Origin of the sequence: Streptomyces sp. NPDC002602, assembly GCF_042889445.1 — a bacterium.
GTDB lineage: Bacteria > Actinomycetota > Actinomycetes > Streptomycetales > Streptomycetaceae > Streptomyces.
The window spans coordinates 109,553-136,488 of the sequence record NZ_JBIAQX010000009.1 but is presented as its reverse complement, the minus strand read 5'-3'; the positions used below and the strand labels follow the sequence as shown (position 1 = coordinate 136,488).

Below are 26,936 nucleotides of genomic sequence, written 5' to 3'. Positions count from 1 at the left end.
GTTTCAGTGGGGCAATCCGACGGCGCGTTCGCCGCTTCGGTGCTGCTGGATGACGACGGCCGCGACGAGGAGGGCGCCTTGGGCGACGTTCTGCCAGAAGGTGTTGATGCCCTCGACCGTCATGCCGTTCTCCAGGGCACCGAGCAGTGCCACGGCCAACAGGGTGCCGCCGATACCGCCCTTGCCGCCCTTGAGCGCGCACCCGCCCAACGCCGCCGCGGTGATGGCCTTGAGTTCCAGCCCCTCACTGCCGGAGACAGGCTGTCCGGAACCGGTCCGCGCGGTCAGGAGGATCCCCGCGACCGCGGCGATCACACCGATGAGCGCGTAGACGGCCACCAGATACTTGTTGATGTTGATGCCGGCCAGGCGCGCCGCGGTGTCGTTGCCACCGATCGCGTAGATGTTGCGACCGATGTCCGTGTACTTGAGCAGGACGTGCACGGCCAGCGCCACGACCACCAGGATCCAGATCATCACCGGTATGCCGGCGATCTTGCCGCGGCCGAGGAACACGAAGAAGGGGTCGTTGAGGACGTAGCCCTGCGCGCGGCCGCCGGAGACGAGCTGTGCCACGCCCTTGTAGGCGGCCAGGCCGGCGAGCGTGGCGATCGTGGGGTTGACGCGTCCGTAGACGATGGCGACGCCGTTGATCACGCCGACGAGGACTCCGACGCCGATCGCGGCGGCCATGCCGAGGTAGGGATTGGATCCGGCGGAGGTGAAGACCATGGCGCTCACGACGGAGGCCAGGCCGGCTTGGGAGCCGACGGAGATGTCGAGCCCCCCGCAGATGATCACGACGGTCTGCACGATGGCGAGCAGTCCTGTGATCGTCGCCGCTTCTCCGATGACCTGGATGTTGGAGAGGCTGAGGTAGTTGTCGTTGAGGAACCCGAACAGGGCGAGGACGAGTACGAGGGCGCCGATCAGGCTGAGGTTCTGACCGCCGAGCGAGGAGAGCAGGACTCCTCCGGTCTTCCGCGCCGGAGCGGGGATGTTCTCGGTGGTGACCGGCGTCTGGGTGGTGGTCATCGAGCGTCTCCATCGGCGGAGTCCGTGAGCGGTCGGTCGGATGCGACGGGAGCCAGGTCGTCGGCCATGGCGAGGTTGAGGATGGCTTCCTCGGTGGCTTCCGAGCGGTTGAGTTCGCCGGTGATGCGACCGTTCTGCATCACGACGATCCGGTCGGCCAGCCCGAGGACTTCAGGTAGTTCGGAGGAGATCACCAGCAGGGCGACCCCTTCCCGGGCGAGGTCGGCGATGATGCGGTAGATCTCCGCCTTGGCCCCGATGTCGATGCCGCGCGTGGGCTCGTCGAGGATGAGGACCTTGGGCTTGCGCAGCAGCCATCGGGCGAGGACGACCTTCTGCTGGTTGCCGCCCGACAGTTTGCGCACTTCGTGCTCGATCGAGGGCGTGCGCACCCGCAGCCGGTCGGAGAAGTCCTGAGCCACCGCCTTCTCCTGTCGGCTCCGGACGAAGCGCCAGCGGCGCAGCCGGTCCAGGCTCACCAAGGACGTGTTGTCCCGTATGGAGCGGTGGAGGAACAGAGCCTGGGCCTTGCGCTCCTCGGGGGCGAGTCCGATGCTCGCGCGGATCGCGTCCTTGGGGCTGCGCAGGCGCAGGGGCCGGCCGTTCACGCAGACACGACCCGACCGGATGGGCTGGTCGCCGGCGAGGGCGAGGGCGAGTTCGGAGCGTCCGGCACCCATGAGGCCGGCCAGGGCGACCACCTCTCCGGCTCGCACGTGGAGGTCGATGTCGGTGACGTCGTCCGTGGTGACGCCCTCCAGTCGCAGCACCACCTCGTCGCGGGCGACGTCCTGCCGCACGAAGAGGGAGGAGAGGTCACGGCCGACCATCAGGCGGACGACCTCGCCCTCGTTCGTGTCGCGGGCCTCCAGCACACCGGCGACCGCGCCGTCGCGCAGGACGGCTATGCGGTCGGCGAGGTGGAAGATCTCCTTCATGCGGTGGGAGACGTAGATGACGGCTATGCCCTGGTCCCGGAGTCGGCCGATCAGGGCGAAGAGGGCCTCGACCTCGTTCTCGGAGAGGGAGGAGGTGGGCTCGTCGAAGGCGATGACCTTCGCGTCGCCGGTCAACGCCCGCAGGATCTCCACCAGTTGGCGTTGCGCGGCGGTGAGTTCGGATCCCGGCTGATCGGGATGGATGACCTTCTCGAAGCCGAGTCGGGCCAGGTCGGCGGTGATCCGGCGGCGCAGCTCGGCCCGGTCGAGACGGCGGCCCGCGCCGCGCGGCAGGGCGCCCGCGTACACGTTCTCGGCGACCGAGACGTGCGGAATGATCTCGGGTTCCTGCGGGATGATGCGGATCCCGGCCTTGTGGGCGTCGTGCGGTGAGGACAGGGTCCGCGGATGCCCGTCCCAGAGGATGGTTCCCTCGGTGGGCTGGTGGTCACCGGTGAGGATCTTCAACAGGGTGGACTTGCCCGCGCCGTTCTCGCCCATGAGGGCGGTCACCTGGCCCCGGGGGAAGGTGAGCGTGACGCCGCTGAGCGCCTGTACCGCGCCGAAGCGTTTGGTGATGTCCTCCACAGAGATCTCTTCGCCGAGGTCCTGGGCGGAGGGGGCGGCGGTCGGTGGTTCTGTGCCGGCTGTGGTCATGGGGGCCTCACAAGCTGGGGGAACGTGTGCCGGCTCAGCGATGCCGCTGGTCGGCGGTGGTCGGGACGGGTGGCGGGTACGGCGCCGCCGCGGCGGGTCCGTACCCGTCCTGGCCTCGGGGCGGGCTCAGCCGCAGGTGACTCCCGCGTCCTTCCAGTTGGAGGCGTCGACCATCTTGGTCGGGGCGAAGGCCTCCTTGGGGAAGTCCTTGCCGTTCCTCAGCTTGTCGTACATCGTCTGCACGGCCAGGGCGCCGACGTCCTTGCCGTTGATGAAGAGCGCGGCCTTCATTCCGGAGGGCTTGTCCGAGCTCCAGTTCTTGCAGGCCAGGTAGGCGCCGAGGCCCACGCCGATCACGTTGTCCGCCTTGAAGCCCGCGTTCTCCAACGCGGTGACTCCACCCTGGACGTTCTCGTCGTTGCAGCCCCACACCACCCAGTGCTTCACGGACGGGTTCGCGGTGATCGTCGCGGCGATCTTGTCCTGAGCGCCGGTCGGGGAGTTGTCCGTCGGCACGTCGATGTTCTGGACCGGCGCGCCGGCACCTTCGGTGAACGCCTTCTTCGAGGCGTTGACGCGGTCGGTGCAGACGGTGACGTCCTGCTTCCAGGCCGAGATCGTCCGGGTCTCCGCGGCGTTCCATCCCGCCTTCTTGAACTCCTCGGCCGCCCGCTTGCCGACCTCGCCGCCCATCTGTTGCCCACTGAAGCCGATGCGGGGCACCAGGGCGTCGGCGCCGCAGGAGGCCGGGTCGGGGCCGGTGCCGCAGATCTGGTCGTCCGACGTCAGCAGCGCCGCCTTGGCATCCTTCGCCAACTGCACGACCTGCGGCCCCACGGCCGGGTCGGGAACGACGACGATCAACCCGTTGCTCTTCTGCGAGATGGCCGCCTGGGCCTCGCTCACGGTCTTGTTCGCGTCGTTGCCCAGGTTCACCACCTTCAGATCGATACCGAGCTCCTTCGCCTTCGCCTTCGCGCCGGCGGCTTCACCGATGAAGTACTCCTGGTCGCCCTGCTTCTGCAGATAGGTCAGGGAGATCTTCCCGTCGACCTTCCCCACGTCCGTGCTCCCGCTCGTCGCCTCCTGACCGCTGGAACACGCGGACAAGGCGAGCATCGAGGCCAGGCCCAGCGCCAGTGCGGCTACCGGTCGGCGGTGGTGGTGAGTGAGCATGTCGTTCCCTTTGCTTGGACGGGTCGCATCGAAGCGGCCAGTGGGGCACGTGCGAGGGGGTGGGGATGGAGGTCGGTCGTCAGCGCGTTCGCCACCCGAGGTTGTGGGCCGGGCAAGGCTGTTCGAGGGAGAGCCGTTCCGGCCTCGCTCGACGACGGACCGATCGAGGGACCGACTCCCGCACGGAGGAATCCTTCACAGTCGGTCTCTTTCAAACTTGATGCAACAGAGAAAAGCGCTGTTTCCTTCATAAGTCAACAGTGTGAACCTGCGGTTTCCGATCGATGCACCCCCGTGACCTTTCACGACGCACTCGATCCCCCGCCCTGTCGCGCTTGGGACTTACGCCCCCTGACGCCTCCATAGGCAGGTGCCCAAGCCGAAAATGCCGCCCGTCGGCATCCCGCGCATCGATGCCGAGCGCATGTTGATATCCGCAGGTTCATGTTGGACTCTGTTCGACTACTTCTTCCCGTTCGGGGTTCCGCGCCCCGAGCCGCAGCGGGCGTAGGCGGGGCCGTGCGGGACGGGTCCCGTCTCCACGTGGGCCCGCAGGAAGGCGTCACGGCATGCGGCCAACGCCCGTTGCGCCAGGTCGGGTACGCGGTCGGGGCGGTCCCCGGCGATCAGCGCGACGCGATCGTCCGGCTCCTCCTCGACCACGGAGTGCCAGAGCACCGCCCGTGCACGGGCAGGCAGCCCGGCTTCTTCGTCCGGAGCGGAGGGGGACACCATCGTCAGCAGCCGAGGGAGCGACCTGGTCCGCGGTGCGCATGGCGTCGCACAGTTGCTGGTCGGTCATCCGGCTCACAACAGAGTGATGATTCGTCGACACGTGGGGAACGTCCTGAGTGGGGAGTGGAAAGTCGCCCCATTGTTCAGGACATGGCGCCACCGCCGATAGTTCTTTCAGGTGCCGATTCGGGATGTCAGCCCCAAGGGAATTCGGCCGGAATTCACTTCATGCGCAGGGCGAATCGCCGGCATTCCCCTCGATGAGAGGTCCGGTTCCACGGGGCCGGCCGGGACATAATGCCGACACCGCCGGATATGAGGGAACGGGGGAACGAGACCACATACGCGTCCCGCGCCGCGCCGCGTCTCGGGGAGTCGACGGCTTGCCCTTTCCGGAGGCTCGGGCATGCCCGGGCCGGGCATGTGAGGCCACTCGACAGCGACCTCACACCGAACAGAATCAGACACACACGCAAGGAAGTCAACACCATGGATTCTGCGCGATGGCCTCATGAGCCTCGTGCCCCGCAGGCTCGGCAACGCGGTCCCCGAGGGGTAAGGGAGCCCCAGGCGTTGACCCGCCGGGACCTCCTGCCCTCCGGCCCGATCGCACGGGCGGACCACGTGCGATCGGCCGATCGAGCACTTCAGGACACCGGGGCATTGCCCCGCGCACACGTCATGGCGGGTCACCGCAGGTCCCTGGCCGCCCTGTTGCCCCTTGCCGGCAATTCCTCTCCCGCGCCGCTTACAAGGAGAGGCAATTCCTCGGAAGGGGGCCCGGGCGACCTCCTGCGGCGCGTTGAGCGGATCGTTATCAACTGGGGCCCGACTGGACTGGATCTTCCCGCTTCACACACAGTAGGTTCACCGTTCACACCCTCCCTCGCCTGACCATCTTCCCGCGGTGAACGCGGTGTCACATTGCCCGTCCCGATGACGGACCGACAATTCCCGAGTTGCACGGCGCCGCGCGCCGAGGGGCTGTGCGGCATGTCCCGGAAATCCGACTGGAGTCCCGTGAGCACCCCCTTCTACCCTCGATGCGGTGACCTCCCGCGGTGCGCCTGCGTCGCGGCCCACGACACCGCGGCCGCGGACCGGGCCGGCGCTCCGGCACGGTTCGAGCAGGAGTGGGTGCGGCCGTACCTCTCCCTGCGCGAACCCTCGCCAGGTGACGGTCCGACCGCGACCAAGGTGTCGTGGGTCGTACCGCAGATGGTCCACGAGAGCGAACCACTTCCCGGCAGCGAGAGGTTCGGCCCGCCCGTGGTCATGGTCAGGACGGGAGCCCACCGGGCGCGGAAACCCGCGCGGCGGCGTCGTCCGCTCCCCATCACGGCGGCGCTCGCCACCCTGATCGGCTCCGCGGCCATCGCGGGCACGTACGCGCTCGTGCGGGGTCACGACACGCGGGACGTGACGGCGCCCCCTCCCGCGAGCAGGCTCGACGTGGTCGACGAGGACGAGACACCGGACGAAACGCCTGCCGAGACACCCGAGCGGCCCGGGCCCCCCGCCCCGCTCCCGAGCGATGAGCAGCGGAACGCTCCGGCAGCCGGGCACGGGCTGCCGGCCACCGCGCCCTCGATCGCGCCGTCCGCACCCACGGCCGGTACCACGGCCCCGAGTTCCGCGACGTCCAACGGGCCGCTGCCGGACGACGGTCCGGGCACGACGCCGCCTTCCAGCGCGCCGGTGACTCCCGTCGGGGGGCCGACGCTGCGCCGCCACGACACGGGGCCCGAGGTCGTGGATCTACAGCGCCGCCTCGCCCGCATCGGGTCGTGGGACACGCCCCAGCGTGGTCGCTACGACCGCCGCCTACAGGACGAGGTAGCGCACTTCCAGGCGAGGCACGGCGTCCACGGCGACCCGTCCGGGGTCTACGGCCCGGCCACGCGACGGCTGCTCGAGTTCCTCACGTCCTGACGAGCGCCGGACGAAGGACGACGGGCGACCGACAACCGGTAAGGCCGGCAAGGCCCGTAAGGCCGACAAGGCGCATCCGGGGGCGGATGCCGCCTCGGCGGCTCCCGCTCAGGTCACCATTCGGCAAGTGAGCCGTCCGCCCGTCGCCACACCGGGTTGCGCCAGCGATGGCCGGTCTCGGCGGCCCGCTCGACGGCCTTCTCGTCCACGTCGATGCCGAGTCCGGGGGCGGTGAGCAGGGCCACGTGACCGTCCTCGTACCGGAACACGGACCGGTCGGTGAGGTAGTCCAACAGGTCCGATCCCGCGTTGTAGTGGATCCCGAGGCTCTGCTCCTGGATCAGCAGATTGGGGGTGGCGAAGCCGACCTGGAGGCAGGCGGCCAGCGCGATCGGCCCGAGGGGGCAGTGGGGGGCCAGTGAGACGTCGTGGGCCTCCGCCATCGCCGCTATGCGCCGCACCTCGGAGATCCCGCCGGCATGCGACAGGTCGGGCTGGGCGACGGCGATCCCCTGCTGGAGTACCGGCTTGAAGTCCCAACGGGAGTAAAGCCGTTCTCCGGTGGCGATGGGAATGCAGGTGGAACGCACGACCTCGCCGATGTGGGCGCTCATCTCGGGGACCACGGGTTCCTCGACGAAGAACGGCAGGTACGGCTCCAGCAGCGGCAGCACCCGACGTGCCATGGGGAGGGTGAGCCGTCCGTGGAAGTCCACGGCGATGTCGAAACCGTCGCCGACCTCCGAACGGACGCTCTCCACCCGTTCGACGATGTCGCGCACGGCCCGGGGCGTGTCGATGAGTTCCAGTTGGGGCGAGGCGTTCATCTTGACCGCAGTGAAGCCCTCTGCCTTGCGGGCCGCGGCCTGTTCCGCGACATCGGTCGGGCGGTCGCCGCCGATCCAGCTGTACACCCGGGCCCGGTCCCGGACGTTGCCGCCGAGCAACTGCCACACGGGCACTCCCAGTGCCTTGCCCGCGATGTCCCACAACGCCTGGTCGATGCCTGCGACGGCGCTGGACAGGACGGGGCCGCCCCGGTAGAAGCCGCCCTTGGTGAGGACCTGCCAGTGGTCCTCGATGCGCATCGGGTCCTGGCCGACGAGGTGGTCCGAGAGTTCCTCGACGGCTGCCGCGACGGTGTGCGCGCGGCCCTCGACGACCGGTTCGCCCCAGCCGGTGATGCCCTCGTCGGTGTCCACGCGCAGGAAGCACCAGCGGGGGGCCACCAGGTAGGTGCGCAGGGATGTGATCTTCACTTGGACTCCTTCTTCACGGCCCAGCCGCCGTCCACGGTCAGGTTCGTGCCGGTGATGTACGAGGCGTCGTCGGACGCCAGGAAGGCGACGGCGGAGGCCACTTCGTCGGGGTGGCCGAGCCGCCCGAGGGCCGTGGCCCGGGCGGAGAGCAGGCGGCCCTCCTCGTCCACGTCCGCCCAGTTCTCGGTGAGGACGGGCCCGGGGAGCACGGCGTTGAAGCGCACCTCGGGCCCGTATTCGACCGCGAGTTGCCGGATGAGCGCGCAGATGCCGCCCTTGGCCGCCGCGTAGGCCGGGTGGCCCGGCAGGCTGCACAGCGCGTGCACGCTGGACGTGGCGATGAAGGATCCGCGGGCGGCGCGCAGGTCGTCCAGGAACGTGCGCACGGCCAGGTAGGGCGCCTTGAGGTTGACGGCCAGCTCACGGTCCCAGCCGCTCGCGGTCAGCTCGTGTGCGGGCGCGTCGGTGTGGATGAAGGCGTTGCTGTGCACGACGGCCACCGGGCCGAACAGCGTGTGGGTGCGGTCCCTCAGGTGGCTCCACTGCTCCTCGGAGGAGACGTCGCACCGTACGAACTCGGCGCGACCGCCTTCGGCGCGGATCCTCCGGGCGAGTGCGGTGCCCGCCTCCTCGGCGATGTCGGCGAGGACGACGGCCGCCCCTTCGGTGGCCAGGCGTACCGCGCTTGCCGCGCCGATGCCGGACGAGGCGCCGGTGACGACGACGGTTCGCCCCGTGAATCGGTTCATGGGTTGTCTTTCCTGTGCTTTCGTGGGCCGGGGTGCCGGGGCACCTCCGGTCAGCGGGTGACGTCTTCGCCGTGGAGGAGGTCCAGTTCGGCGCGCCGGGGCAGGCCCTCCCAGTCGCCGTGCGCGGCCACGGCGAAGGCCCCGCATGTCGCGGCGAGTCGGAGACGGTCGGAGAGGGGTGCGCCGTCGAGGAGCCCGGTGAGGTATCCGGCGACGAAGGCGTCCCCGGCGCCGATCGGGTCCACCAGGGTGACCGGCACGATGTCCTGGACGGCCTCCCCGTCCTCCGTGGCCGCGAGGGCTCCTCGGGCGCCGAGTTTCAGGACGGCCTCGCGCGGGCCGAGTCCGAGGAGGGTGCGCGCCATGGTGGCGGGCTCGGCCTCGGGGACCACCAGGGCGGCTTCGTCGGGGCCGGCGAAGACGATGTCGGCGAGGGTGACGAGGTCGCGGAGCTCGGCCGCGGCCTCCTGCCGGGTCCACAGCCGGGCCCGGTAGTTGAGGTCCAGGGAGACGGTGACGCCGGCGGTGCGGGCAAGGTCGACGGCGCGCCGGACCGCGGCGCGAGGGGCGTCGCCGAGGGCGGGGGTGATGCCGGTGATGTGCAGTACGCGGGCCCGGGTGACGAGTTCGGGGTCGATGTCCTCGGGGGCGAGGCGGGAGCCGGCGAGTCCGCGCCGGTAGTAGGTGACACGGGTGTGGTCCGGGGTGCGGCGTTCGCGCAGCATGAGTCCGGTGGGTGCGGTGTGGTCGACGCGGGCGCGGGTGACGTCCACGGCCTCGCCGCGCAGTCCGTCGAGGATCATCGTGCCGGCGCTGTCGGCCCCGACCCGGCCGGTCCAGGACGCCTGGTGTCCGAGGCGGCTGACGCCGATGGCGACCGTGGCTTCCGCGCCGGCGAATCCCAGACGGAGCGAGGTGCCGGTGGCGAGGGGGCCGGGCCGGTCGGGGGCGAGGACGGCCATGGTCTCCCCGAGTGTGACGAGCGCGCTCATGAGCGGATGCCGTCCAGCAGCGTGGCCGCCCGTTCGCGCAGCGCGTCCAGGTCGCCGCCTTCACAGGCGTCTCCGACCAGGGGACTTCCCATCCCCAGGGCGCTCGCCCCTGCCGCCAGGTAGGCGGGGGCCTGGTCGAGCGCGATGCCACCCGTGGGGATGAGCGGGATGTGCGGCAGCGGGGCGCGGATGGCCCGCAGGTACTCCGGACCACCCATGGACGCGGGGAAGAGCTTGACCATGGTGGCGCCCTCCGTCCAGGCGGCCACGATCTCGCTCGGCGTCAGGGCTCCGGGGAGCACGGGGACGGCCAGACGGCGCGCCTCCCTGATGACGTCCAGGCAGACGGCCGGGGTGATGAGGTAGGTGGCGCCGGCTTCCACGGCGCGCGTGGCGTCCGAGGGTGTCATGACGGTCCCCGCGCCGAGGGCCAGTCCGGCGGGCTTGGAGCCGGCGTACTCGCGCAGCGCGTCCAGGACGCCCGGTGTGGTGAGCGTGAACTCGACGGCTCGGATGCCCGCGTCGTGGAGGGCGTCGGCGGTGGCGGCGAAGTGGCGGGGGGAGTGCGAGCGCAGGATCGCCATCGCGGGGGCGGCGGCGAGTGCGGGGGCCAGATCGGTCATGATGCGGAACCTCGGGAGTGGTGAGGGGTGGTGGTGGACGCGGGGAGGCGCGTCGGGTCGTCGGCGAAGGGCGGGACGGGCAGTCCGGTGGCCCCGGGCCGGCAGATGAAGATCCGGCCGGCGAGCGGCTCCGCCGAGAGCTGCTGCGGGGTCAGTCCCTCGGCCGCGGTGGTGATCACCAGGAGGTCCAGGTCGGCGCCGACGAAGGCGCAACTGGAGACCTGTGACGCGGCGACGGTCACGACGGCGTGGAGGGTGCCGCCGGGGGTGTACGCCCTGACCTGTCCGGCTCCCCACACCGCCACCCAGACCCTGCCCTCGGTGTCGACGGCCAGTCCGTCCGGTACGCCGGCGGGGCCGGTGTCGGCGAAGGGGCGGCGGGCCGTGAGCGCGCCGGTGACGGGGTCGTGGTCGAAGACGTCGACGCGGCGCGTCGGGCTGTCCGCGTAGTAGAGCAGTCGGCCGTCCGGGCTCCAGCCGAGGCCGTTGGAGGTGGTGACCGAGTCGAGCAGGGTCGTCACGGTGCCGTCGGGGTCGAGGCGGTAGAGGCTGCCCGCGCCGGGCGTTGCGTCGTAGGACATGGTGCCGGCGAGCAGCCGCCCGCCGGGGTCGCACTTGGCGTCGTTCATCCGACGCGGCGTTCCGTCGTCGGGTACGTGCGGAGCGGCGAACTCCGTGGCCACCCCGGCGTCGTCGACGTACAGGAAGGCCGTACCGGCCGCCACGAGGAGCCCGCCGGACGCGCGGAGGGCGACCGCTCCGACGGGCCGGTCGAGGCTCACGGTGGTTCCGGGCCCCAGGTCCGGCAGGCCGCTGTCGTCGTCGCGGGCAGCCAACGGAGCCCGGTGGACGAGGCCCTCGGTGATGTCCACCCACAGCACGTCACCGCGCCCGGCGTGCCATACCGGTCCTTCGGTCAACTGTCCGGGCACGGGTGCGCACGGCGTTGCGGTCAGTTGCATGATGTCGCTCCTCACTTCCGACCGGCGAAACTCTAGGACTTCTTCTAACCCATGTACATAGTCATCGTCCAACGTCTGGAATAAGCTCTGGCGTCAGCACAACCGTCTCTGCCGCCGGCAGAGTGAGAGGACGCGCCCCATGGCCAAACGCACCGCACAGGACATCCGCCGCCGCAACCGGTTCGACGCACTGCGGTGCGTCTTCGCCGCCGCCGGCCCGGTGAGCCGGCAGGAGATCGCCGCGGCGACCGGACTGTCCTTCGCGACCGTCGCCAACCTCGTCGCGGAGTTGCTGGAGGCGGGCGTCCTGGCGGAGGCCGGCCACGAGGACTCGAAGGGCGGGCGCCCGCGGGCGCGCCTGGCCGTCAACGCGGAGCGCGGGACCCTGATCGGAATCGATGTCGCGGAGACGTCCGTACAGGTCGAGCTGTTCGACCTGGCACTCACGGTGCTGCGGAGCGTACGACTGCCCCTTCCGCAGGCCGATGTACGGCCGCAGGACGTGGTCGAGGCCATCGTGGCCGGGGTGGAGGACCTGACGGACACCGCGGGCTCGTCCGCGCGCATCCTCGGCGCGGGTGTGAGCGTCCCCGGCCACGTGGAGCGCGAGGGCGGCGTGTCGGTCTTCTCGCCGTACTGGTCCTGGCGCGACGTACCGCTGCGCTCGCTGCTCGCCGAGCGCCTCCCGATGCCCCTGTACCTGGACAACCCGCTCAAGGCCGGCACCGTCGCGGAGATGTGGTTCGGAGCCGGGCGCGAGGTCGACGACCTCGTCGTGGTGACCCTCCGGACCGGCGTCGGCGCCGGCATCGCGATCGACGGAGCGCTGTACCGGGGCACGACCAACAGCGCCGGCGAATGGGGTCACACCTGCCTGGTGCCCGGCGGCCGGGAGTGCCGGTGCGGCCGGCGGGGATGTGTGGAGGCCTACGTCAGCACGCGCGGCATCGCCCGGACCGTGCGGGAACTGGACGAGAGCAGCCCCCTGCTGGACGCCGACGAGGACACCGATGAGGAGGCCGTCGTCGCGAAGGTCGCCCGCGCCTCGGCGGAGGGGGACGCCGTGGCCGTCGAGACCGTGGCGCGGACCGCCCACTACCTGGGGACGGCCGCGGCCGATCTCCTCAACCTCTTCAACCCGCAGGCCCTGGTGCTCGGCGGGCCGGTGGCGGAGCGGCTCGGCGAGCCGCTGCTACGGCAGACCCGCGACGTCATCGCGGAACACGCCCTCCCGGCGACGCTGCAGGCGCTCACCTGCCGGCTCGGCACCGTCGCGGACAACCCCGTGACCCTGGGTGCGGCCACCTTCGCCCTGGAGGGCTTCCTCGACGACCGAGAGACCTTCGGCACCGTGGCGGCAGGACGCCGCGCCGCCAGGGCGGCGAGGGAGCGGACGCCCTGAGGCGGACCGGCGCCCGGCCGGCTCAGCCGGCCGGGGCCGCCGTGCTCTCGCGCACCACCAGGACGGGCGCCACCGAAGCCTGGCGCGGAGTGCCGCTCTCCCCGCCGATCTGCGCCAGGAGCAGCTCGACGCAGTGCCGGCCGACGGCGTCGAAGTCCTGCCGGACGGTGGTGAGAGGGGCGGGGAAGAACGCGGCCTCGGGGACGTCGTCGAATCCGGCCACGCTGACGTCGTCCGGCACGCGCCGCCCGGCCTCGTGCAGGGCCCGCATGACGCCGAGGGCCATCTGATCGTTCGCCGCGAAGATCGCCGTCACCTCCGGGCGGGCGGCGAGTTCGCGTCCGGCGCGGTACCCCGAGGCCGCGGACCAGTCCCCGTACAGGAGGGGCGGGGCGGCGGCGCCCGCGTCCTTGAGCGAGCGGTGCCACGCCTCGGCCCGGCGGCGTGCCGCGTAGGAGTCGCGCGGTCCCGCGACGTGCCAGACCGTACGGTGGCCGAGACCCAGCAGGTGGGCCACGACGCCGCGGGTACCCTCGGCCTGGTCGATGTCGACGTTGGCGTAGCGGTGGCCGGTGTCCCCGTCGGCGAAGACCACGGGGACGGCGGACGGCAGTCGCAGTTCGGGGGTGTCGAGGATCTGCGACTCGATCAGGATGATGCCGTCCACCGACTGCACCATCAGCTGCTGGAACGCCTGGCGCACGGCGGCGCCGGTCTGCGCCCGGGCTCCCATGAAGTTCACGAACAGGTCCGCTTCGCGAGCGGCGTCGGTGATGGCGGCGAAGGTCCTGGCGTTGCCGTAGGCACTGATGTCGAAGCTGATGACGCCCAGCGTCCCGAATCTTCCGGTGACCAGCGCCCGCGCGGCCGTGTTGGGCCGGTAGCCGAGCATCTTCATCGCGGCCAGCACCCGCTCGCGGGTGGACGCGTCCACGTTCTCCCGGTTGTTGGCCACGCGGGACACCGTCTGCGAGGAGACTCCCGCCATGGCGGCCACGTCGGCCATGGAGGGCGACTGACGCAGCGGACGGGACCTGGGTGATCGTGATCCGACTTCGCGCGGCATGTGAACCGGACCTCCGAACCGGGGCTTCCAAAAGAACTGCGTGCACTCCGTACGGATGTTAGCGCTACCCACCCGGGGACGGGCAGGCCACCGGGTTTCAGCCGAGGACGATGTCGACAGCGTGGGGCGGACCCCAAGCGGTGACCGGGCTCGCGCCGCTACTTGCCGGTTGCCTTGACACAACCCCCCGCCGCTTCGACACTCACCCCGAGCCAGGAAGTGTTTACGTAAACACAGCCATGCCGACCAGTCCGACGGCGGCGCCCCGGCTCCACCACGGCATCGCGCTCCTCCCCGCATCCGCTCCGCACGACGGGAGAACACCCTTGCTCCGCACCGGGAACAGATCCATCCGCAGAAGCAGGACGATCCTTGAGAGGCGACCTCGACGGCGCACCACCCTCGCGGCGTCGCTCGCCGCCGTCACCGCGCTTCTCGTCGGCGGCGCGGCGCCCCCTCCGGCCACGACCGGCGCCACCGCGCCGGCGGCGCTCCCCATCCGCCTCGACCCCGGCTACCAGCAGCAGCCGTTCGAGGGCTGGGGCACCTCGCTCGCCTGGTTCGCCCATGTGACGGGCGGCTGGCCCGACGCCCGGCGCAACCGGCTGGCCGACGCCCTCTACAGCGCCGACGGACTGGGTTTCACCGTCGCCCGCTACAACATCGGCGGCGGCGACAGCCCGGAGACCGAGCCCTACATGCGCGCGGGGGCGGCCGTACCCGGCCACTGGAAGCGGCCCGGCCCCGAAACACCCGACTGGTGGGACCCGGAGAACCCGGAGCACTGGGACCCGTACGCCGACGGCAACCAGCGCTGGTGGCTCAAGGCGGCCAAGAGCCGCGGCGCCGACACCTTCGAGGCGTTCTCGAACTCCCCTCCGTACTTCATGACGCGCAGCGGACTCGTCTCGGGCGCGGCGAACCCCGCGGACGACAACCTCCGCTCCGACCAGTACGAGCGCTTCGCCGCCTACCTCGCCGGGGCGCTGCGGCGCGTGCAGAACGCCACCGGCGTCACCTTCGACTCCGTCTCCCCCGTCAACGAGCCGGGCACCGACTACTGGCGCGCCGGCGGGCGCCAGGAAGGCTCCCACTGGGCACCCGACTCGCAGGCTCACATGATCACGGCGCTGCGGGCCGAGCTGGACCGGACCGGGCTGCGCACGCGGGTCGCGGCCATGGACGAGACGAACCCGGACATGTTCCGTGCCGACTGGGACCGTTACGGCGACTCGGCGCGCGCCGCCGTCGGACGGCTCAACACCCACACCTACGGGACGAACGGGCGCAGTGGAGCACGGGACATCGCCAAGGGTGCGCACACCCCGCTGTGGATGTCGGAGGTGGACCTCGGCGGCACGGTCCCGCAGAGCTTCACGGACATGAGACCGGCCCTCGACCTGGCCGATCGCATCACCGACGACCTCACGCGGCTCGAACCGCGGGCCTGGGTGCTGTGGCAGGCGGTGGAGGACCACGAGAACATGAGCCCGGCCCACGAGAACTCCAACTGGGGCCTGATCCAAACCGACTTCACCCCGGCGGACGCCGCGCGCGAGCCGCTGCGCAAGAACAAGAAGTACTGGGCGATGGCCCAGTACAGCAGGTTCATCCGGCCGGGCGCCCGCGTCATCACCACCGATGACGACAACACCCTGGCCGCGATACGGCCCGGCGGCCGGGGCGCGGTCGTGGTCCACACCAACGCCACCGGTTCCGCCCGCACGATCACCCTGGACCTCTCCGGCTTCCGAACCGTCTCCCCGTCACCGGTGCGGCGCTACACGACGGACGCGTCCAGGAACGTCCACCGGGAACCGGACGTCTCCACCGCGGGCAGCCACCTGACCGTGACCCTCGACCCCGGCTCGGTCACCACCCTCGTCATCCCGGGCGCGTCCGGCGTGAATCCCGCGGCGACGACCGTTCCCTCCGCGGCTCCCCGCCTCCTCGTCAACGACCACAGCGGATTGGCGCTCACGGCCGCCCCGGCCGAAGGAGGCGGTCCCCTCGTGCAGCACGCGCCCGATCGCCCCGACACCGCCCAGCAATGGGTGTTCACCAGGTCGCTGCCCGGCGACTGGAGCAGTACGGCCACCTACCGTGTGACGAACGTCGGGAACGGCAAGGCCCTCGCCGTCGCGGGCGACACGCTGACCTTGGCCCCTCCGGGACCGTCCCCCGGGCAGCGCTGGATGCTCTCCACCTCCGGGGACGGGCACATCACGCTGATCAACGGCGTCACCGGCGCCCTTCTGGACGTCACCGGCGCCTCCACGGACGACGGTGCCCCGATCGGGGTCCACCGGCCCACCACGGGGGACAACCAGTCCTGGACCCTCCCCGCGGAACACCGCCCACCACCCGCGCGACGCGAGGCGAACCGGCGGGTGCGGAGCGGCTGAGACGCTCGGTCGGTGCCGGGGGGCGGCGATCGCCCCCCGGCCGCGGGCCCGAACCACCCCGACGTCGGTTCCGGCCGCAATCGGACAAGACGTTGCGCGGCATTCACCTGACGGCCTCCTTGTTTGCGTAAACATAGCGGGTCTGGACCCACCTGCGGGTCTCACCCGAGCCCGTGCCTCCCACAGCGGAAGGACCCTCTCCATGAAGCGCAGGTCTCTGCTCACCGCGACGGCCGGCGCCGTCGCCCTCGGCGCGTCGACGCCGATGACCGCGCAGGCGCGGTCATCCGACCGGGATGCCACACCCCTCAGCACCTTCAACGTCATCAGTGACATCCAGGGGGATCTGGGCGACTTGACCGTCGCCCTGAAGGACATGGCGGCCACCGCCCCGCACAGCACGGGACTGGCCGTCGCCGGCGACATCACCCCGCGCGGCTATGACTTCGAGTACGCGGCGGTGCGGCAGGTGTTGGAGCGCGGCCCACGCCCGCGCAAGGTCGCCTGGGCCATCGGCAACCACGAGTTCTACGTCCCCAAGTACGCCGATCCACAGACGCTCGCCCTGGCGACCTGGCCCAACGGCGCCACCGAGGACTCCTTGTTCCGCAGCTTCCACCGCTTCGCCGGGCGCGGCACGGTGTACGACGAGACGACGTTCGGCGGCATACCGGTCCTCAGCATCGGAACCGAGCGCTACATGCGCTATCACAACCCCGAGCTCTGGGACGAGGTGTGGCTGAGCGAGGCGCAGTTGCTGTGGCTGGAGGAGCGCCTGCGGTACTGGTCCGGACGCCGCAAGCCGGTCATGGTGATCTCCCACCACCCGCTGCCGAACACGGTCTCGGGTACGCGCAACAAGCTGTACATGAGCGACCACCTCCAGGCCGACGCGCTGCTCGGTCTGTTGGGGCGCCACCGGGACGTGTTTCTCTTCAGCGGGCACACGCACTGGAACCTGGCCCTGTCGGACTGGCACGTACGGCGGGTGGTGCCCGGCACCGCGAACCTGGACGGGTTCTCCGTGTTCAACACCGGGGCGGTGCAGACCGGTTTCACCGACAACGGGCAGGGCGGTGAGACCACGGTTCCCGGCGTCTTCAACCAGGGTCTCCAGGTCGAGGTGCACCGGGACCGCGTCGCCGTCAGGGCCCGCGACTTCGCGGCGGGGTGCTGGATGAAGCAGATCTCCGTCCCTCTGGCCACCAGGATCTGACGAGGTGTCCACAGGCCGCGGGCAACCTTCGGGCGCGCATGCGCATCTCCCTCCCCGAGCACCGCAGACCTGACCACCGGCACCACTCGGGCGGCGAACCCCTCCACAGTCAGGGCGACTTGGGCGAGCGGCGCGCGCGGACGCCGGCACGCCCGGGAAGGGTGACTCTCCGCTCCGACGCCATGCACGAGACGTCATCAGTGTTTACGAGCTGTTGACATTCAGGCGATGAGCAGGTCACCCTCTGGGCATAAATGTTGGTTCACGCGCAGAAATGTTGGTTCCTGTGCGAGTGGAGGGCGGGACCTTCCACTCACACAGGTGCCATGACCGCGCGGCGACATCAAGGATCTGCATGCGAAGAGTGAGATCCCTCCTCGTGGGCCTGAGCCTGCTCCTCCCCGTACTGGGCGGAGCGCCCACGGCGTTGGCCGCACCCGTCACCAACGAATCCGGCGCCCAGTTCCCGGACACCACGGGGGCAGGGGTGCAGGCACACGGCGGTGGAGTGCTCAAAGTCGGCGACCACTACTACTGGTTCGGCGAGGACCGGGGCGAGGACAACAAGTTCCGCTTCGTGTCGACGTACCGTTCCAAAGACCTCAAGACATGGGAACCCCGCGGCCACGCCCTGACCCAGGAGGCCGACCCCGAGGTCCGTTCGGCGGTGATCGAGCGCCCCAAGGTCCTCTACAACGAGAAGACCAAGCAGTACGTGATGTGGGTGCACAAGGAGGCGGATGACTCCTACGCCGAGGCACGGGCCGCGGTGGCGGTGTCCTCCACGGTGGAAGGCCCGTACGAATGGAAGGGCTCCTTCCGCCCGAAGGACGCCTCCGGTGCCGAGCACATGTCCCGCGACATCACGGTGTACGAGGACAAGGCCGCCGGCAAGGCCTACATGATCTCCGCCGCCAACCACAACGCCGATCTGCACATCTACGAGCTCACCGACGACTACACGCGGGTGAAGGAGCTGGTGGCGAACCCCTGGCCCGGCCAACACCGGGAATCGCCCGCCCTGTTCAAGCGTGGGGACGTGTACTTCATGCTCACCTCCGGAACCAGCTACTGGAATCCGAACCAGCAGAGGTACGCCACCGCGACCAGCGTCACCGGACCGTGGTCGCCGATGAGGGACGTCGGGAGCCACGACGGCCACCACTCGCAGACGGCGTTCGTCCTGCCGGTGGAAGGCAGCGAAACCACCTCCTTCCTCTACATGGGAGACCGGTGGGCGGGTGTGGGCTCCGACCCCAGGCGCGTCAACGACTCGACCTACGTGTGGCTCCCGTTGGAATTCCCGACGGCCACGAGCATGACCCTTCCCTGGTATCCCAAGGTCGCGATCGACACGGAGACGGGCCGCGTCTCCGGCGCGGGGGGCGACCCCCTGTACACGATCACCGGCAGGCAGAGCGGCGCCTGTGTGACCGTGCCCGGCAGCGTTTCCGACAACCAGGTGCCGGTGACCCGGGAGAAGTGCGCCGGCGGCCTGAACAGCCAGTGGCGGTTCACGGACAGCAAGAACGGACACGTCCGCGTCCTCGCCCAGCACAGCGGCAAGTGCCTCGACGTCGCGGACAAGTCGACCGCTGACGGCGCCGAGGTCAAGCAGTACGACTGCGGGTGGGACGACAACCAGCGCTGGCGCTTCGAGACCCTCCCCGACGGCTACGTCCGCATCGTCGCCCGGCACAGCGGCAAGTGCCTGGACGTCCGGGGCGGGTCCACAGCGACCGGGGCGAAGGTCGTCCAGTCGGAGTGCGACGGATCAGCGGATCAGGCGTGGAAGGTCAACGCCGCCACGAATCCGACCGACCCCACGGACCCGACCCGACCCTCGACTCCCGACACGGCCGACCAGCAACTCACCGCCTCGGTCAAGGCCGGCATGCTCACCATGTCCACCACGGCGGACCCCGTCCGGTTGCCCCCGGTCGACTTCGGCGCCGGAGGCACCTCGACCGGACACCTCAACACAGTGGCCGTCAAGGACTTCCGCGGCGGCAAGGCCGGCTGGTCACTCACCGGCAAGGTCACCGACTTCACCGGGTCCCGCGGAAAGATCGACGCCAACCGGCTCACCTGGACGCCCACGTGCATCGCCAAAGCCGACAGCCCCGGCACCTGCACGGCGGGAAGTCCGGGAACGGTCGGAAAGGACGGTGCGACCTTGGCTTCCTCGCCCGACGGTGACGTGACCGGCGGAGAGTTCACCGCCGACGCCGCCGTGTCCCTGAACGTCCCGAAGTACACGCCCGTCGGCGAGTACGCCGGCATTCTCACCCTCACCCTCCTCTGACCGCGCCCGCGTGCCGGACGCCACGCGTCCGGCACGCGACGCCCAGAAAGCCGAAGAGCCATGCGCGCAGCCTCCGTCGCTCTCCTCCTCCTTGCCCTGAACGCCCTCTCCCCCGCACCGGCCGGCGCTGCGGACAACGGCGAATGGTCGGTCAGGCCCGCCGACTCCGCGATCACGCCGCGAGCGGCGTTCCGCCTCCCGGCACGCCCCGGCACGACACTCTCCGACCGTGCCGTCGTCAGCAACACCACGGACGGGCCCCTGACGTTCCGCCTGTACGTCGCCGACGCCCACAACACGGAGCGCGACGGCGGACTGGCCGTGCGCGGCATCGAGGAGCCCCAGCGGGACGTCGGCGCCTGGGGAAAGCCCGAACGCGAGGTCATCACGGTTCCGCCGCGTTCGGCGGTGACGGTCGGCATCACGTTGCGCGTCCCCCAGGACGCCTCGCCCGGCGACCACGTGGGAGCCCTGGTGGCCGTGGACGACCGCGTGCGGCCCGGAGCCGGCTCCCATCTCGGCGTCCAGCGCGGCGTCGGGGCCAGGATCCATCTGCGCGTGGACGGACCGGAACGACCCGGCGTCACCGTCGAGGACGTGCGGTTCACCGCGCGGAGCCCCTCGATACCGTGGACCGGCACCGCCGAGTCCACCGTCTCCTACACCCTGCGCAACACGGGCAATGTGAGCCTCGATCCCCGGGTCTCCGTCCACGTGGGCGGGGTCTACCTGGGAGGACCCGCCGAACGTCGATTGACGAACGTGCCCGCCGAACTGCTCCCGGGACAGAAGGTGCGGCTCTCCGCGTCCTGGTCCGGCACACCCCTCGCGGGCTGGGGCGATGTCACCGTGACAGCGACCGCGGACGGCTCCCGCGGCTCCGGATCCGACGGCTTCCTGGAAGTGCCGTGGTTCTTCACGGGATGCCTGGCGCTCCTGTCCGCCACCGGAGTGGCGGTCCTTCGGCGCAGGCGCAAGGCGGTACCGGCAAAGCCGGTGGTACCGACAGCGCAGGCGGTACCGGCAGCGGGGGCCGGACGGTCCGCCGATCGCGAGTAGCAAGGCCGGCACGTCCGTCACCGTCACCGCCGGCGTCGGCGTCGGCGTCGGCGTCGGCGTCGGCCCAACGACACGCTCACGTGGTCGCGGCGCCGGCGGCGGAAGATCCGTTCGCCCGCCACCGCCTCGTCGGTCCCGGGCCGTGACGACGGTCCGGGACACGACGGGGCGGCATGCCTTCGAGGATCAGGGCTGGTCGGGGGTGGACGCGGTGATCACCGAGAAGGCTCCGCCCTGCGGGTCGGCGAGGACGGCCATCCGACCGGCCGCCATGTCGAAGGCGGGGGCGAGGACGTTGCCGCCGGCGCGGACGGCCGCGGCCTGGACCTCGTCGACGCTGTCCACGTGGAAGTACGGCTGCCAGTGCGGGGGAACGCCCGGCGGGAGCTTGGTCAGGTCCATCATTCCCCCGACCGCGCGGTCGTCGACCTTGAACTCGATGTACCCCTCGGCGCCGGGCATCTCGGAGCGGGCCGTGGTGACGGGCAGGACGGAGGAGTAGAACGCGGAGGCGGCCGGGAGATCGGCGGTGGTCAGCTCGTTCCAGATGAGCGCGCCGTGCTCGTTGACGATGCCCGCGCCGTCGAAGCTGCCCGGCTGCCACAGGCCGACGACCGCGCCCGTCGGGTCGGCGATCACGGCCATCCGGCCGAGGTCCATGACGCCCATCGGGCCCATCATGACCGTGCCGCCCGCGTCGCTGACGGACTTCAGAGCGCCGTCGATGTCGTCGGTGGACAGGTAGGTGGTCCACACCGTCGGCGGCAGCGGATCGGGGACGCTGCCGTCCGGGTTCATGGCCTTCATGATCCCGGCGACCGGCTTGCCCTTGAGGGTGCAGACGGCATACCCGCCCTGCTCGGCGGGCCCGACCTCGCCCTGCCAGCCGAAGAGATCGCGGTAGAAGTCGATGGCCGCCTGCTGGTCGGGAACCATCAGGTCGATCCAGCACGGGGTGCCGGGCTTGTAGGGGCCGTTCATGTCGGGCACGGATGCCTCCGTCTGTGACGCTGGGGAAGGACGGGCCGTCCCCTACCCGGCCCTCACGCCCCGAACCGGGCCGTACGGGTGACGTCGCGCCACTCGCCGGGGCCGACCGCAGGTGGCGAAGTTGCCTCGACTGGGGGCGGGCAGGGGCGCGCCGTCACCGCCGGATGCGCGATCTGCGCGACCATCTGTCCATGCCGTGGCTCGCCGCTCGAAACCTCCGACGTTCCGGTCCGCTACCGGTCCGTCGTCCAGCCGTCCCGCTTCCGGTCCCGCGGGGAGGGCGCGGCGCGGTCGCGCTCCGCGCGCCGGACCGAGGTAGCCGTCAGGAGCGCCCCAGGTGAGTCGAGAGGGTGCTCGTGGTTCATACGCGGAGCGGCAGACCAACGTGGTGGTCGGTGAGTCCCGCTGGCCCATGGCCGGCGCCGTCGTGGCGGCGATCGTGCTGACGTTGTTGCTGCCCGACGACCTGCGTCTCGCGCCGGGCTGGGTGCTTCCCGTGGTCGAGGGGTTGCTTCTGGTGGCACTGATCGCGGGTGATCCCGGTCGGATCAGCCGGCGCTCGACCGCTCTGCGCGCTGCCTCGATCGCGTTGGTCGGCGTGCTGGCGTGCAGTGCCGTGTGGTCGACGATCCGACTGGTCGACGACCTCATCCACGGTGGAAAGGAGACCGGTTCCGCGGCCAGCCTGCTGCAGGCGGGCGGTACGGTCTGGGCCTGCACGATTCTCGCGTTCTCGCTGCTGTATTTCGAGCTCGACAGCGGCGGTGCCGCTGCCCGCGCACACCGCATGCCGGTCACCCCCCAGCTCGCCTTCCCCCAGCAACTCAGCCCCGAGCTGAACGCCGCGCACTGGCGACCGCGCTACGTCGACTACCTCTACCTCGGGCTCACCAACGCCACTGCCTTCAGCCCCACCGATGTCATGCCGCTGGCCGCCTGGGCAAAGATCGCCATGGGCATCCAGTCCCTGGTCTCGCTGCTCATCCTCGGCCTCGTCGTGGCCCGCGCCGTCAACGTGTTCGCCTGACGGCCCCCTGTGGGCTGGGTGGAGCAGTTGGCCGGCGGAGCCGCCCGCCGGTTTCGAGACTGGGTCCCATGAAGAGACAACGATCCCTCGGATCGCGCGCCCGGTCGCTGGCCGCCCTCGTGGCGGGGCTGCTCCTCCTGGGCGCGCCGAACGCGTTCTCGCTCCCCCGCGACGGCGCGAGCGACCCCTCCGTCCCCTGCGTCTCCACCCCGGCCGAGTACCGGGCCGCTTGGGAGGCGCGCGAGGTCCGGTGCGTGGCACCCTCCCTCTTCGGGACCACGCACGCCCGGGACCAGACCTCCCTGTACCCGAGCGGTTTCCGCTATGCCTGGGCCGGCTCCAGCACCAACCTCGAGCAGTACCTGAAGCTGCGTGCGCGCTACGGCGACGAGCCCGCCAAGGTCGGAATCGGGGTCCTGTCCTACGTCGGCTACCCGGGACTGGAGGACTGGTCGACGCCGACCGATCTGGAGGTCTACACCCTGCCGGCCGGCGTCCGTGCGCAGGTGCCGGCCTTCGAGACCTGGTTCCGGCTGCTCGACGAGGAGTTCGGTGCGACGAGGGCCTACCCGCTTGCCGCCCAGCGCGACCTGGTCGTCGCGTACTCCCGACTGACACGGGACAAGGACGTGGTCGGGGCGTTCCAGGACGTCACCGGCTGCCGTCGTGACGCGCTGCTCGCGGGTGAGGCCCCCTCGGCGGAGATCGGTTGCGACCGCTCCTTCCTCGGAGCACTGGCGGCCGCCGGCCCGTCCCCGTACGACGGCGCCGACTCCCGGACGTGCTTCGCGAACTTCCAGACGCGCTACCGGGGTGACCGGGACGCCTCGGCACTGCGGGGCGCGCTGTACCAGTGCCAGGACGCCGGGTTCCTCAACACGGGTGTGGGGCTGGGGTACAACACGTACGCCAATCCGTTCGTGTGTCGGCCCGCCGACCGGCAGAGCGTGCGGGAGAGGTACACCGGCCGTGAGTTCATCCTGCCGAACGCGCGATTCACCGCCCTGCCGAGCCATGTCGACATCCCGCTGGACCTGGGGACTCCGGGCCAACGCGGCTTCCTGCAGGCGGGGTACTGCCGGTGACCTGAGTCGGTGATGCGTCGGGTCCCGGAGGGCGGGACGTCCGGGTTGCGGGGACGCTGGACGCCTGCGGCGGCGATGGCGTGCGTCCGGCGGAGCGGCGGCCGTGCCAGGGCGCCGGCGGTGCTGCCGGGCGTGGCCGTGTTCGCCGGCTTCCGCGCCACGACCGGCCGGGCACCATCCGCTACACCCGGCCCCCGACGCTCACCAGCCGCAGCGCACCCGTACGGGGCACGCGGAGCCCCCGCCACGGTCCTGGGCCCCCGCGCGTGCTCACTTGCCGAGGGCCCGCTTGAGTTCGGCCTTGTCCATCGTGGAGCGGCCCTCGATGTTCCGCCGCCTCGCCTCGTTGTACAACTGCTCCTTCGTCGGGCCCTGCGAGCCGCTGTGGGAGCGCTGCCCGCCGCGCTTCGAGGAGGACATGTCGTGTGTGGAGGAGCGACTCGCGGTCTTCGATTCGCCGGAGCGGGCTCGTTCCTTGTTGACCGTGCGCGCGGCGATCTCCTTGGCGCGCCCGGTGCTCTCGCCGCGCTGCTCGGCGCTCTCCTTGATGTGCTCGTACTGACGTTCACGCTTCGGGCTGGATCCGCGGGGCATGGCCACTCCTCGACTCGTCACGTACCGCTCCGGTGGCGGATCCACCGGAGGCGCACCGCGTCTGCCCGGGCGAGGGCGGATCACACCGCATCCAGGTCACGATCCGGTCCGCCGGGGCGTGGAGGACCGCGGTGTCGTTCATCCTCCGCACCGCCCTCGGGCGCTCTCACGGCACGCACACGGCCGCAAACCGACCCGATCCGAGGCGTGCGCGTACAGGCAGCGTGAGTGGCCCGGGCGTCGGCCGCGACCGGGCCGGGTCCACTCGGGTCACGCGCGGTGCGCGAGTGCGGCCGCGGCCTCGCGCCCCGCCTCGCGCGATCGGCGCAGGTCTCCGGCGCATCCGCGCCGTGCACCGAGGACACGGGGCTCGGCCGTGCACCTGTCTCCTACGGTCGTTCGAAGGTCTGGAGCATCCCGCCGAACGAGAAGCACGCGGCTCCGGACAACGTCCCCCAGTTCGCGATGTCGGCGTTGACGAGGCTTCCTGTGGCCGGCCGGGTGAACGCGGCCAGTGCCGAGAGCATGAAGAGCACCGACCCCAACTGGTTCACGGCGACGATCCACCAGCCCAGACCGCGCGAACGCAGACAGGGCCGGGACCTGTGGCAGATCTCGACGAACGCGAGGTGGCCCGAGACCAGGAAGAGTACGCATCCGACCACGTCAGGGGCCCAGATGAGCCGATTGGTCTGCTGGGCGGTGAGTCCTTGGAGGAAGGAGTCGAGAAGGTTGACGCCGAACACGAGCGTCCCCACGAACAGCACGAACGTGCTCAGCCAGTCCAAGCGCATCGGCTCGTACCCCCACCACCTCCAGGCGGAGGTGACCAGTCGACCGCCCTCCTGGGAGTGGCGAGGCGCGTTCAGCGTCTGCAGGAGAGACGTGTAGCCCCCGAGATTGAAGAACAGACCGCCCGCGAAGTAGATGGAGGCGCTCTCGAGCGCGTCGCCCGATCCGAACTGGGCCACGGCGGCCCCGAGGGCGAAGAGCGCCCCTCCGATGACGAATGCGCCCGAGGCAAGGGCGTTCAGCCTCCGAAGGCGCCCGAGGGCCGCGGCATCGGCACTCGCGGACACGGAGACCGTGTCTCCCGGGCCCCGCACCGACAGCACCCCACGCCTGCGAGCGGCCCGCGACTCCCACACGACGGTTCCCCCGTCGGAGCGGTGCCAGGTGCGCCGGGTGGTGAAGGGTCCCGCGCCTTCGGCGCGCTGCTCAGGCTGTCCCATCGTCCCGAGCCTAGCCCCGGGCGGGTGCCCCGACGGACAGCGAAACGCTGCCCTGCCCTGTGGCGAGAGCGGGCAAGGGCGGCGGAGTCGCCGACCGCCCCGGTCGTATCGCCCCCGGCGCGCGGAACGCCCCGCTCCCCCGCCTCACTCGCGCAGGCGTACGGCGAGTGCGGCGATGTCGTCGTCCAAACGGCCTCTGCTGTAGCGCAGGAGGTCGCGGTGGAGAGCCGTCAGCAGTTCGCGGGGCGGTGTCGGGCGTTGTCGACGCATCCACGCTGCCAGCGGGAAGAACTCGCCGTCGCGTGCGCGGGCCTCGGCGATCCCGTCGGTATAGAGGAGCAGCAGGTCGCCGGGAGCGAAGTCGAAGGTGTCGACGTTGTAGTGCTCGCCGATGAGTTCCGCGAGGCTGAGCAGTGGCGAGGGGGTGGGGGATTCGAGGGCACGGATACTCCCCCGGCTCAGGAGCAGTGGCGGGGGGTGTCCGCAGTTGAGGATGTCGATGTGTCTGCCCGCGTGCGGGATCTCCACGAGAAGGGCCGTCGCGAAGCGCTCCATCGGCCCTTCGGGTGGAAAGGCGGCGTTGTAACGGGTGCTGCTCGCGTCCAGCCTGCGTGCGACGTTGATCATGTCGGTCTCGTCGAAGGCCGCCTCCCGGAAGGCGTTGACGATCGCCGCGGCCGCTCCCACCGCCGGCAGGCCCTTGCCCCGCACGTCACCGATGAGCAGCCTGACCCCGTACGGCGTGTCGACCACCTCGTAGAAGTCCCCGCCGATGCGGGCCTCCGCCGCGGCCGCGAGGTACAGCGACTCGATCTCCATGTTCCCGATGCGGCGTGGCATGGGGCTCAGCACCACTTGTTGCGCCGCGTCGGCGACGAGTCGCACCTGGAAGAGGGTGCGCTCGCGCTGGAGCCGCATGTGGCTTCCGTACGCGGCGGCCACGGTGACCGCGATGATCCCGGCGGCTGTCCACCACGTTCCCAGGTCGGGGAAGACGAGGCCGAGGCCGATCATCAGGAGGAGGCAGACCGTCCCGAGCAGGACGGTGGGCAGGACCGGCCACATGGCGGCAGCCAGGGCGGGCGCCGCGGGCAGGAGGCGACTGAAGGCCATTTCCGGCGGAGTGGCGTAGGCCAGACTGGCGATCACCACGGTCATGATGACCGGCGACAGCCGCACGAACCACCCCCGGCCGTCGCGCCGGCGGACCCACGGCCGCCCAGATTCGGTCACGTTTCCCACAATATCCGCGTAATGAGGGCATAGCGCTCTGACGAATACGGCTTGCGGAAGTGGGGCGGTCCGCCACTGGCGGTCCGCCACTCCCGCCCGAATCGAACTCGCGATCGAGCGCGGTACGCCGCGTCTCGTCTGGGACGGCCCGCTGCCGGCGGGGGGTGCGGGGCCTGGTCGTGCGCCGGAGCGGTGAGGGGTTCAGGTGGTCGAGCCCGGGACGCGGGCCCTCGTGGGCGGCCTGCGGCGACGCCACGCCGGCCG

At 70.8% G+C, this 26,936-nt stretch carries 22 protein-coding genes; 8 read left to right on the top strand and 14 right to left on the bottom strand.

Translation table 11 applies throughout. From position 1 onward, the window contains the following. Window positions 1-3: 3 nt before the first annotated feature. The 4 genes from ACFYW3_RS23790 to ACFYW3_RS23775 all read right to left on the bottom strand — a co-directional run bounded on the left by ACFYW3_RS23790 (window position 4) and on the right by ACFYW3_RS23775 (window position 4,541). Window positions 4-1,035: an ABC transporter permease gene (locus ACFYW3_RS23790; protein WP_389387241.1), complete on the bottom strand. Its 1,032-nt coding sequence runs from the start codon at window positions 1,033-1,035 to the stop codon at window positions 4-6. Continuing rightward, on the bottom strand, window positions 1,032-2,630 hold the full coding sequence (locus tag ACFYW3_RS23785) for a sugar ABC transporter ATP-binding protein (RefSeq protein ID WP_389387240.1): 1,599 nt from the start codon (window positions 2,628-2,630) through the stop codon (window positions 1,032-1,034). The genes ACFYW3_RS23790 and ACFYW3_RS23785 overlap by 4 nt, the downstream gene beginning before the upstream one ends. Window positions 2,631-2,756: 126 nt before the next feature. Further along, on the bottom strand, window positions 2,757-3,806 hold the full coding sequence (locus tag ACFYW3_RS23780; protein WP_351750943.1) for a substrate-binding domain-containing protein: 1,050 nt from the start codon (window positions 3,804-3,806) through the stop codon (window positions 2,757-2,759). Between the two features lie 462 nt (window positions 3,807-4,268). Further along, on the bottom strand, window positions 4,269-4,541 hold the full coding sequence (locus tag ACFYW3_RS23775) for a hypothetical protein (RefSeq protein ID WP_351750945.1): 273 nt from the start codon (window positions 4,539-4,541) through the stop codon (window positions 4,269-4,271). Between the two features lie 1,020 nt (window positions 4,542-5,561). Between ACFYW3_RS23775 and ACFYW3_RS23770 the strand changes: the two genes are divergently transcribed. Further along, complete coding sequence (locus ACFYW3_RS23770; protein ID WP_389387239.1) at window positions 5,562-6,473, top strand: peptidoglycan-binding protein; 912 nt, start codon at window positions 5,562-5,564, stop codon at window positions 6,471-6,473. A gap of 113 nt (window positions 6,474-6,586) precedes the next feature. On the opposite strand, the gene dgoD is transcribed toward ACFYW3_RS23770, so the two are convergent. Genes dgoD through ACFYW3_RS23745 form a run of 5 tightly spaced genes read right to left on the bottom strand, consistent with a single transcriptional unit; the run spans window position 6,587 to window position 11,058 of the window. Next, the gene (gene dgoD / locus ACFYW3_RS23765; RefSeq protein WP_351750949.1) at window positions 6,587-7,732 is read right to left on the bottom strand and encodes a galactonate dehydratase; all 1,146 of its coding nucleotides are present in this window, start codon (window positions 7,730-7,732) and stop codon (window positions 6,587-6,589) included. After that, on the bottom strand, window positions 7,729-8,481 hold the full coding sequence (locus tag ACFYW3_RS23760; protein WP_389387238.1) for an SDR family NAD(P)-dependent oxidoreductase: 753 nt from the start codon (window positions 8,479-8,481) through the stop codon (window positions 7,729-7,731). Before ACFYW3_RS23760 ends, dgoD begins: the two co-directional genes overlap by 4 nt. A gap of 50 nt (window positions 8,482-8,531) precedes the next feature. Continuing rightward, complete coding sequence (locus ACFYW3_RS23755) at window positions 8,532-9,473, bottom strand: sugar kinase (protein ID WP_389387237.1); 942 nt, start codon at window positions 9,471-9,473, stop codon at window positions 8,532-8,534. After that, complete coding sequence (locus ACFYW3_RS23750) at window positions 9,470-10,096, bottom strand: bifunctional 4-hydroxy-2-oxoglutarate aldolase/2-dehydro-3-deoxy-phosphogluconate aldolase (protein WP_389387236.1); 627 nt, start codon at window positions 10,094-10,096, stop codon at window positions 9,470-9,472. Before ACFYW3_RS23750 ends, ACFYW3_RS23755 begins: the two co-directional genes overlap by 4 nt. After that, a complete protein-coding gene (locus ACFYW3_RS23745) occupies window positions 10,093-11,058 on the bottom strand; it encodes an SMP-30/gluconolactonase/LRE family protein (RefSeq protein ID WP_389387235.1) in 966 nt (321 codons plus the stop codon). Before ACFYW3_RS23745 ends, ACFYW3_RS23750 begins: the two co-directional genes overlap by 4 nt. A gap of 139 nt (window positions 11,059-11,197) precedes the next feature. Here ACFYW3_RS23745 and ACFYW3_RS23740 point away from each other — a divergent pair, with 139 nt between their 5' ends. Continuing rightward, the gene (locus tag ACFYW3_RS23740) at window positions 11,198-12,460 is read left to right on the top strand and encodes an ROK family protein (protein ID WP_389387234.1); all 1,263 of its coding nucleotides are present in this window, start codon (window positions 11,198-11,200) and stop codon (window positions 12,458-12,460) included. A gap of 22 nt (window positions 12,461-12,482) precedes the next feature. Here the strand turns inward: ACFYW3_RS23740 and ACFYW3_RS23735 are convergent, their stop codons facing one another. Then, window positions 12,483-13,466 carry a LacI family DNA-binding transcriptional regulator gene (locus ACFYW3_RS23735; protein WP_351750958.1) on the bottom strand — a complete coding sequence of 328 codons (984 nt, stop codon included), beginning with the start codon at window positions 13,464-13,466 and terminating at the stop codon, window positions 12,483-12,485. Window positions 13,467-13,765: 299 nt separating this feature from the next. On the opposite strand from ACFYW3_RS23735, the gene ACFYW3_RS23730 reads away from it, so the two are divergent. The 4 genes from ACFYW3_RS23730 to ACFYW3_RS23715 all read left to right on the top strand — a co-directional run bounded on the left by ACFYW3_RS23730 (window position 13,766) and on the right by ACFYW3_RS23715 (window position 20,511). After that, complete coding sequence (locus ACFYW3_RS23730; protein WP_389387233.1) at window positions 13,766-15,931, top strand: glycoside hydrolase; 2,166 nt, start codon at window positions 13,766-13,768, stop codon at window positions 15,929-15,931. A gap of 202 nt (window positions 15,932-16,133) precedes the next feature. Further along, entirely contained in the window at window positions 16,134-17,147 is a 1,014-nt protein-coding gene (locus ACFYW3_RS23725; RefSeq protein ID WP_389387232.1) for a metallophosphoesterase family protein, read from the top strand. A 355-nt stretch (window positions 17,148-17,502) separates the two neighbouring features. Then, window positions 17,503-19,452 carry an RICIN domain-containing protein gene (locus ACFYW3_RS23720; RefSeq protein ID WP_389387231.1) on the top strand — a complete coding sequence of 650 codons (1,950 nt, stop codon included), beginning with the start codon at window positions 17,503-17,505 and terminating at the stop codon, window positions 19,450-19,452. A gap of 60 nt (window positions 19,453-19,512) precedes the next feature. Further along, a complete protein-coding gene (locus ACFYW3_RS23715; protein ID WP_389387230.1) occupies window positions 19,513-20,511 on the top strand; it encodes a DUF916 domain-containing protein in 999 nt (332 codons plus the stop codon). Window positions 20,512-20,697: 186 nt separating this feature from the next. On the opposite strand, the gene ACFYW3_RS23710 is transcribed toward ACFYW3_RS23715, so the two are convergent. Beyond that, on the bottom strand, window positions 20,698-21,492 hold the full coding sequence (locus ACFYW3_RS23710) for a VOC family protein (protein ID WP_351758276.1): 795 nt from the start codon (window positions 21,490-21,492) through the stop codon (window positions 20,698-20,700). Window positions 21,493-21,838: 346 nt separating this feature from the next. On the opposite strand from ACFYW3_RS23710, the gene ACFYW3_RS23705 reads away from it, so the two are divergent. Next, window positions 21,839-22,528 carry a hypothetical protein gene (locus tag ACFYW3_RS23705; protein WP_389387229.1) on the top strand — a complete coding sequence of 230 codons (690 nt, stop codon included), beginning with the start codon at window positions 21,839-21,841 and terminating at the stop codon, window positions 22,526-22,528. A gap of 68 nt (window positions 22,529-22,596) precedes the next feature. Continuing rightward, complete coding sequence (locus ACFYW3_RS23700) at window positions 22,597-23,613, top strand: hypothetical protein (protein ID WP_389387228.1); 1,017 nt, start codon at window positions 22,597-22,599, stop codon at window positions 23,611-23,613. Window positions 23,614-23,883: 270 nt separating this feature from the next. Here ACFYW3_RS23700 and ACFYW3_RS23695 read toward each other — a convergent pair whose 3' ends face one another. From ACFYW3_RS23695 to ACFYW3_RS23685, 3 genes are all read right to left on the bottom strand, one after another. Beyond that, window positions 23,884-24,207 carry a plasmid stabilization protein gene (locus ACFYW3_RS23695; protein ID WP_351758163.1) on the bottom strand — a complete coding sequence of 108 codons (324 nt, stop codon included), beginning with the start codon at window positions 24,205-24,207 and terminating at the stop codon, window positions 23,884-23,886. A gap of 389 nt (window positions 24,208-24,596) precedes the next feature. Further along, window positions 24,597-25,439, bottom strand: a complete 843-nt coding sequence (locus tag ACFYW3_RS23690; RefSeq protein ID WP_351758165.1) for a hypothetical protein — start codon at window positions 25,437-25,439, stop codon at window positions 24,597-24,599. A gap of 144 nt (window positions 25,440-25,583) precedes the next feature. Next, on the bottom strand, window positions 25,584-26,597 hold the full coding sequence (locus ACFYW3_RS23685) for a PP2C family protein-serine/threonine phosphatase (RefSeq protein WP_351758279.1): 1,014 nt from the start codon (window positions 26,595-26,597) through the stop codon (window positions 25,584-25,586). Window positions 26,598-26,936: the final 339 nt, after the last annotated feature.

Coding starts and splice junctions, on each gene's coding strand:
- ACFYW3_RS23720 (WP_389387231.1), top strand. CDS start 17,503: ATGCGAAGAGTGAGATCCCTCCTCGTGGGCCTGAGCCTGCTCCTCCCC.
- ACFYW3_RS23730 (WP_389387233.1), top strand. CDS start 13,766: ATGCCGACCAGTCCGACGGCGGCGCCCCGGCTCCACCACGGCATCGCG.
- ACFYW3_RS23700 (WP_389387228.1), top strand. CDS start 22,597: ATGAAGAGACAACGATCCCTCGGATCGCGCGCCCGGTCGCTGGCCGCC.
- ACFYW3_RS23690 (WP_351758165.1), bottom strand. CDS start 25,439: ATGGGACAGCCTGAGCAGCGCGCCGAAGGCGCGGGACCCTTCACCACC.
- ACFYW3_RS23695 (WP_351758163.1), bottom strand. CDS start 24,207: ATGCCCCGCGGATCCAGCCCGAAGCGTGAACGTCAGTACGAGCACATC.
- ACFYW3_RS23785 (WP_389387240.1), bottom strand. CDS start 2,630: ATGACCACAGCCGGCACAGAACCACCGACCGCCGCCCCCTCCGCCCAG.
- ACFYW3_RS23685 (WP_351758279.1), bottom strand. CDS start 26,597: ATGACCGTGGTGATCGCCAGTCTGGCCTACGCCACTCCGCCGGAAATG.
- ACFYW3_RS23760 (WP_389387238.1), bottom strand. CDS start 8,481: ATGAACCGATTCACGGGGCGAACCGTCGTCGTCACCGGCGCCTCGTCC.
- ACFYW3_RS23740 (WP_389387234.1), top strand. CDS start 11,198: ATGGCCAAACGCACCGCACAGGACATCCGCCGCCGCAACCGGTTCGAC.
- ACFYW3_RS23725 (WP_389387232.1), top strand. CDS start 16,134: ATGAAGCGCAGGTCTCTGCTCACCGCGACGGCCGGCGCCGTCGCCCTC.
- ACFYW3_RS23755 (WP_389387237.1), bottom strand. CDS start 9,473: ATGAGCGCGCTCGTCACACTCGGGGAGACCATGGCCGTCCTCGCCCCC.
- ACFYW3_RS23775 (WP_351750945.1), bottom strand. CDS start 4,541: ATGGTGTCCCCCTCCGCTCCGGACGAAGAAGCCGGGCTGCCTGCCCGT.
- ACFYW3_RS23750 (WP_389387236.1), bottom strand. CDS start 10,096: ATGACCGATCTGGCCCCCGCACTCGCCGCCGCCCCCGCGATGGCGATC.
- ACFYW3_RS23710 (WP_351758276.1), bottom strand. CDS start 21,492: ATGAACGGCCCCTACAAGCCCGGCACCCCGTGCTGGATCGACCTGATG.
- ACFYW3_RS23780 (WP_351750943.1), bottom strand. CDS start 3,806: ATGCTCACTCACCACCACCGCCGACCGGTAGCCGCACTGGCGCTGGGC.
- ACFYW3_RS23715 (WP_389387230.1), top strand. CDS start 19,513: ATGCGCGCAGCCTCCGTCGCTCTCCTCCTCCTTGCCCTGAACGCCCTC.
- ACFYW3_RS23745 (WP_389387235.1), bottom strand. CDS start 11,058: ATGCAACTGACCGCAACGCCGTGCGCACCCGTGCCCGGACAGTTGACC.
- ACFYW3_RS23790 (WP_389387241.1), bottom strand. CDS start 1,035: ATGACCACCACCCAGACGCCGGTCACCACCGAGAACATCCCCGCTCCG.
- ACFYW3_RS23735 (WP_351750958.1), bottom strand. CDS start 13,466: ATGGCCGACGTGGCCGCCATGGCGGGAGTCTCCTCGCAGACGGTGTCC.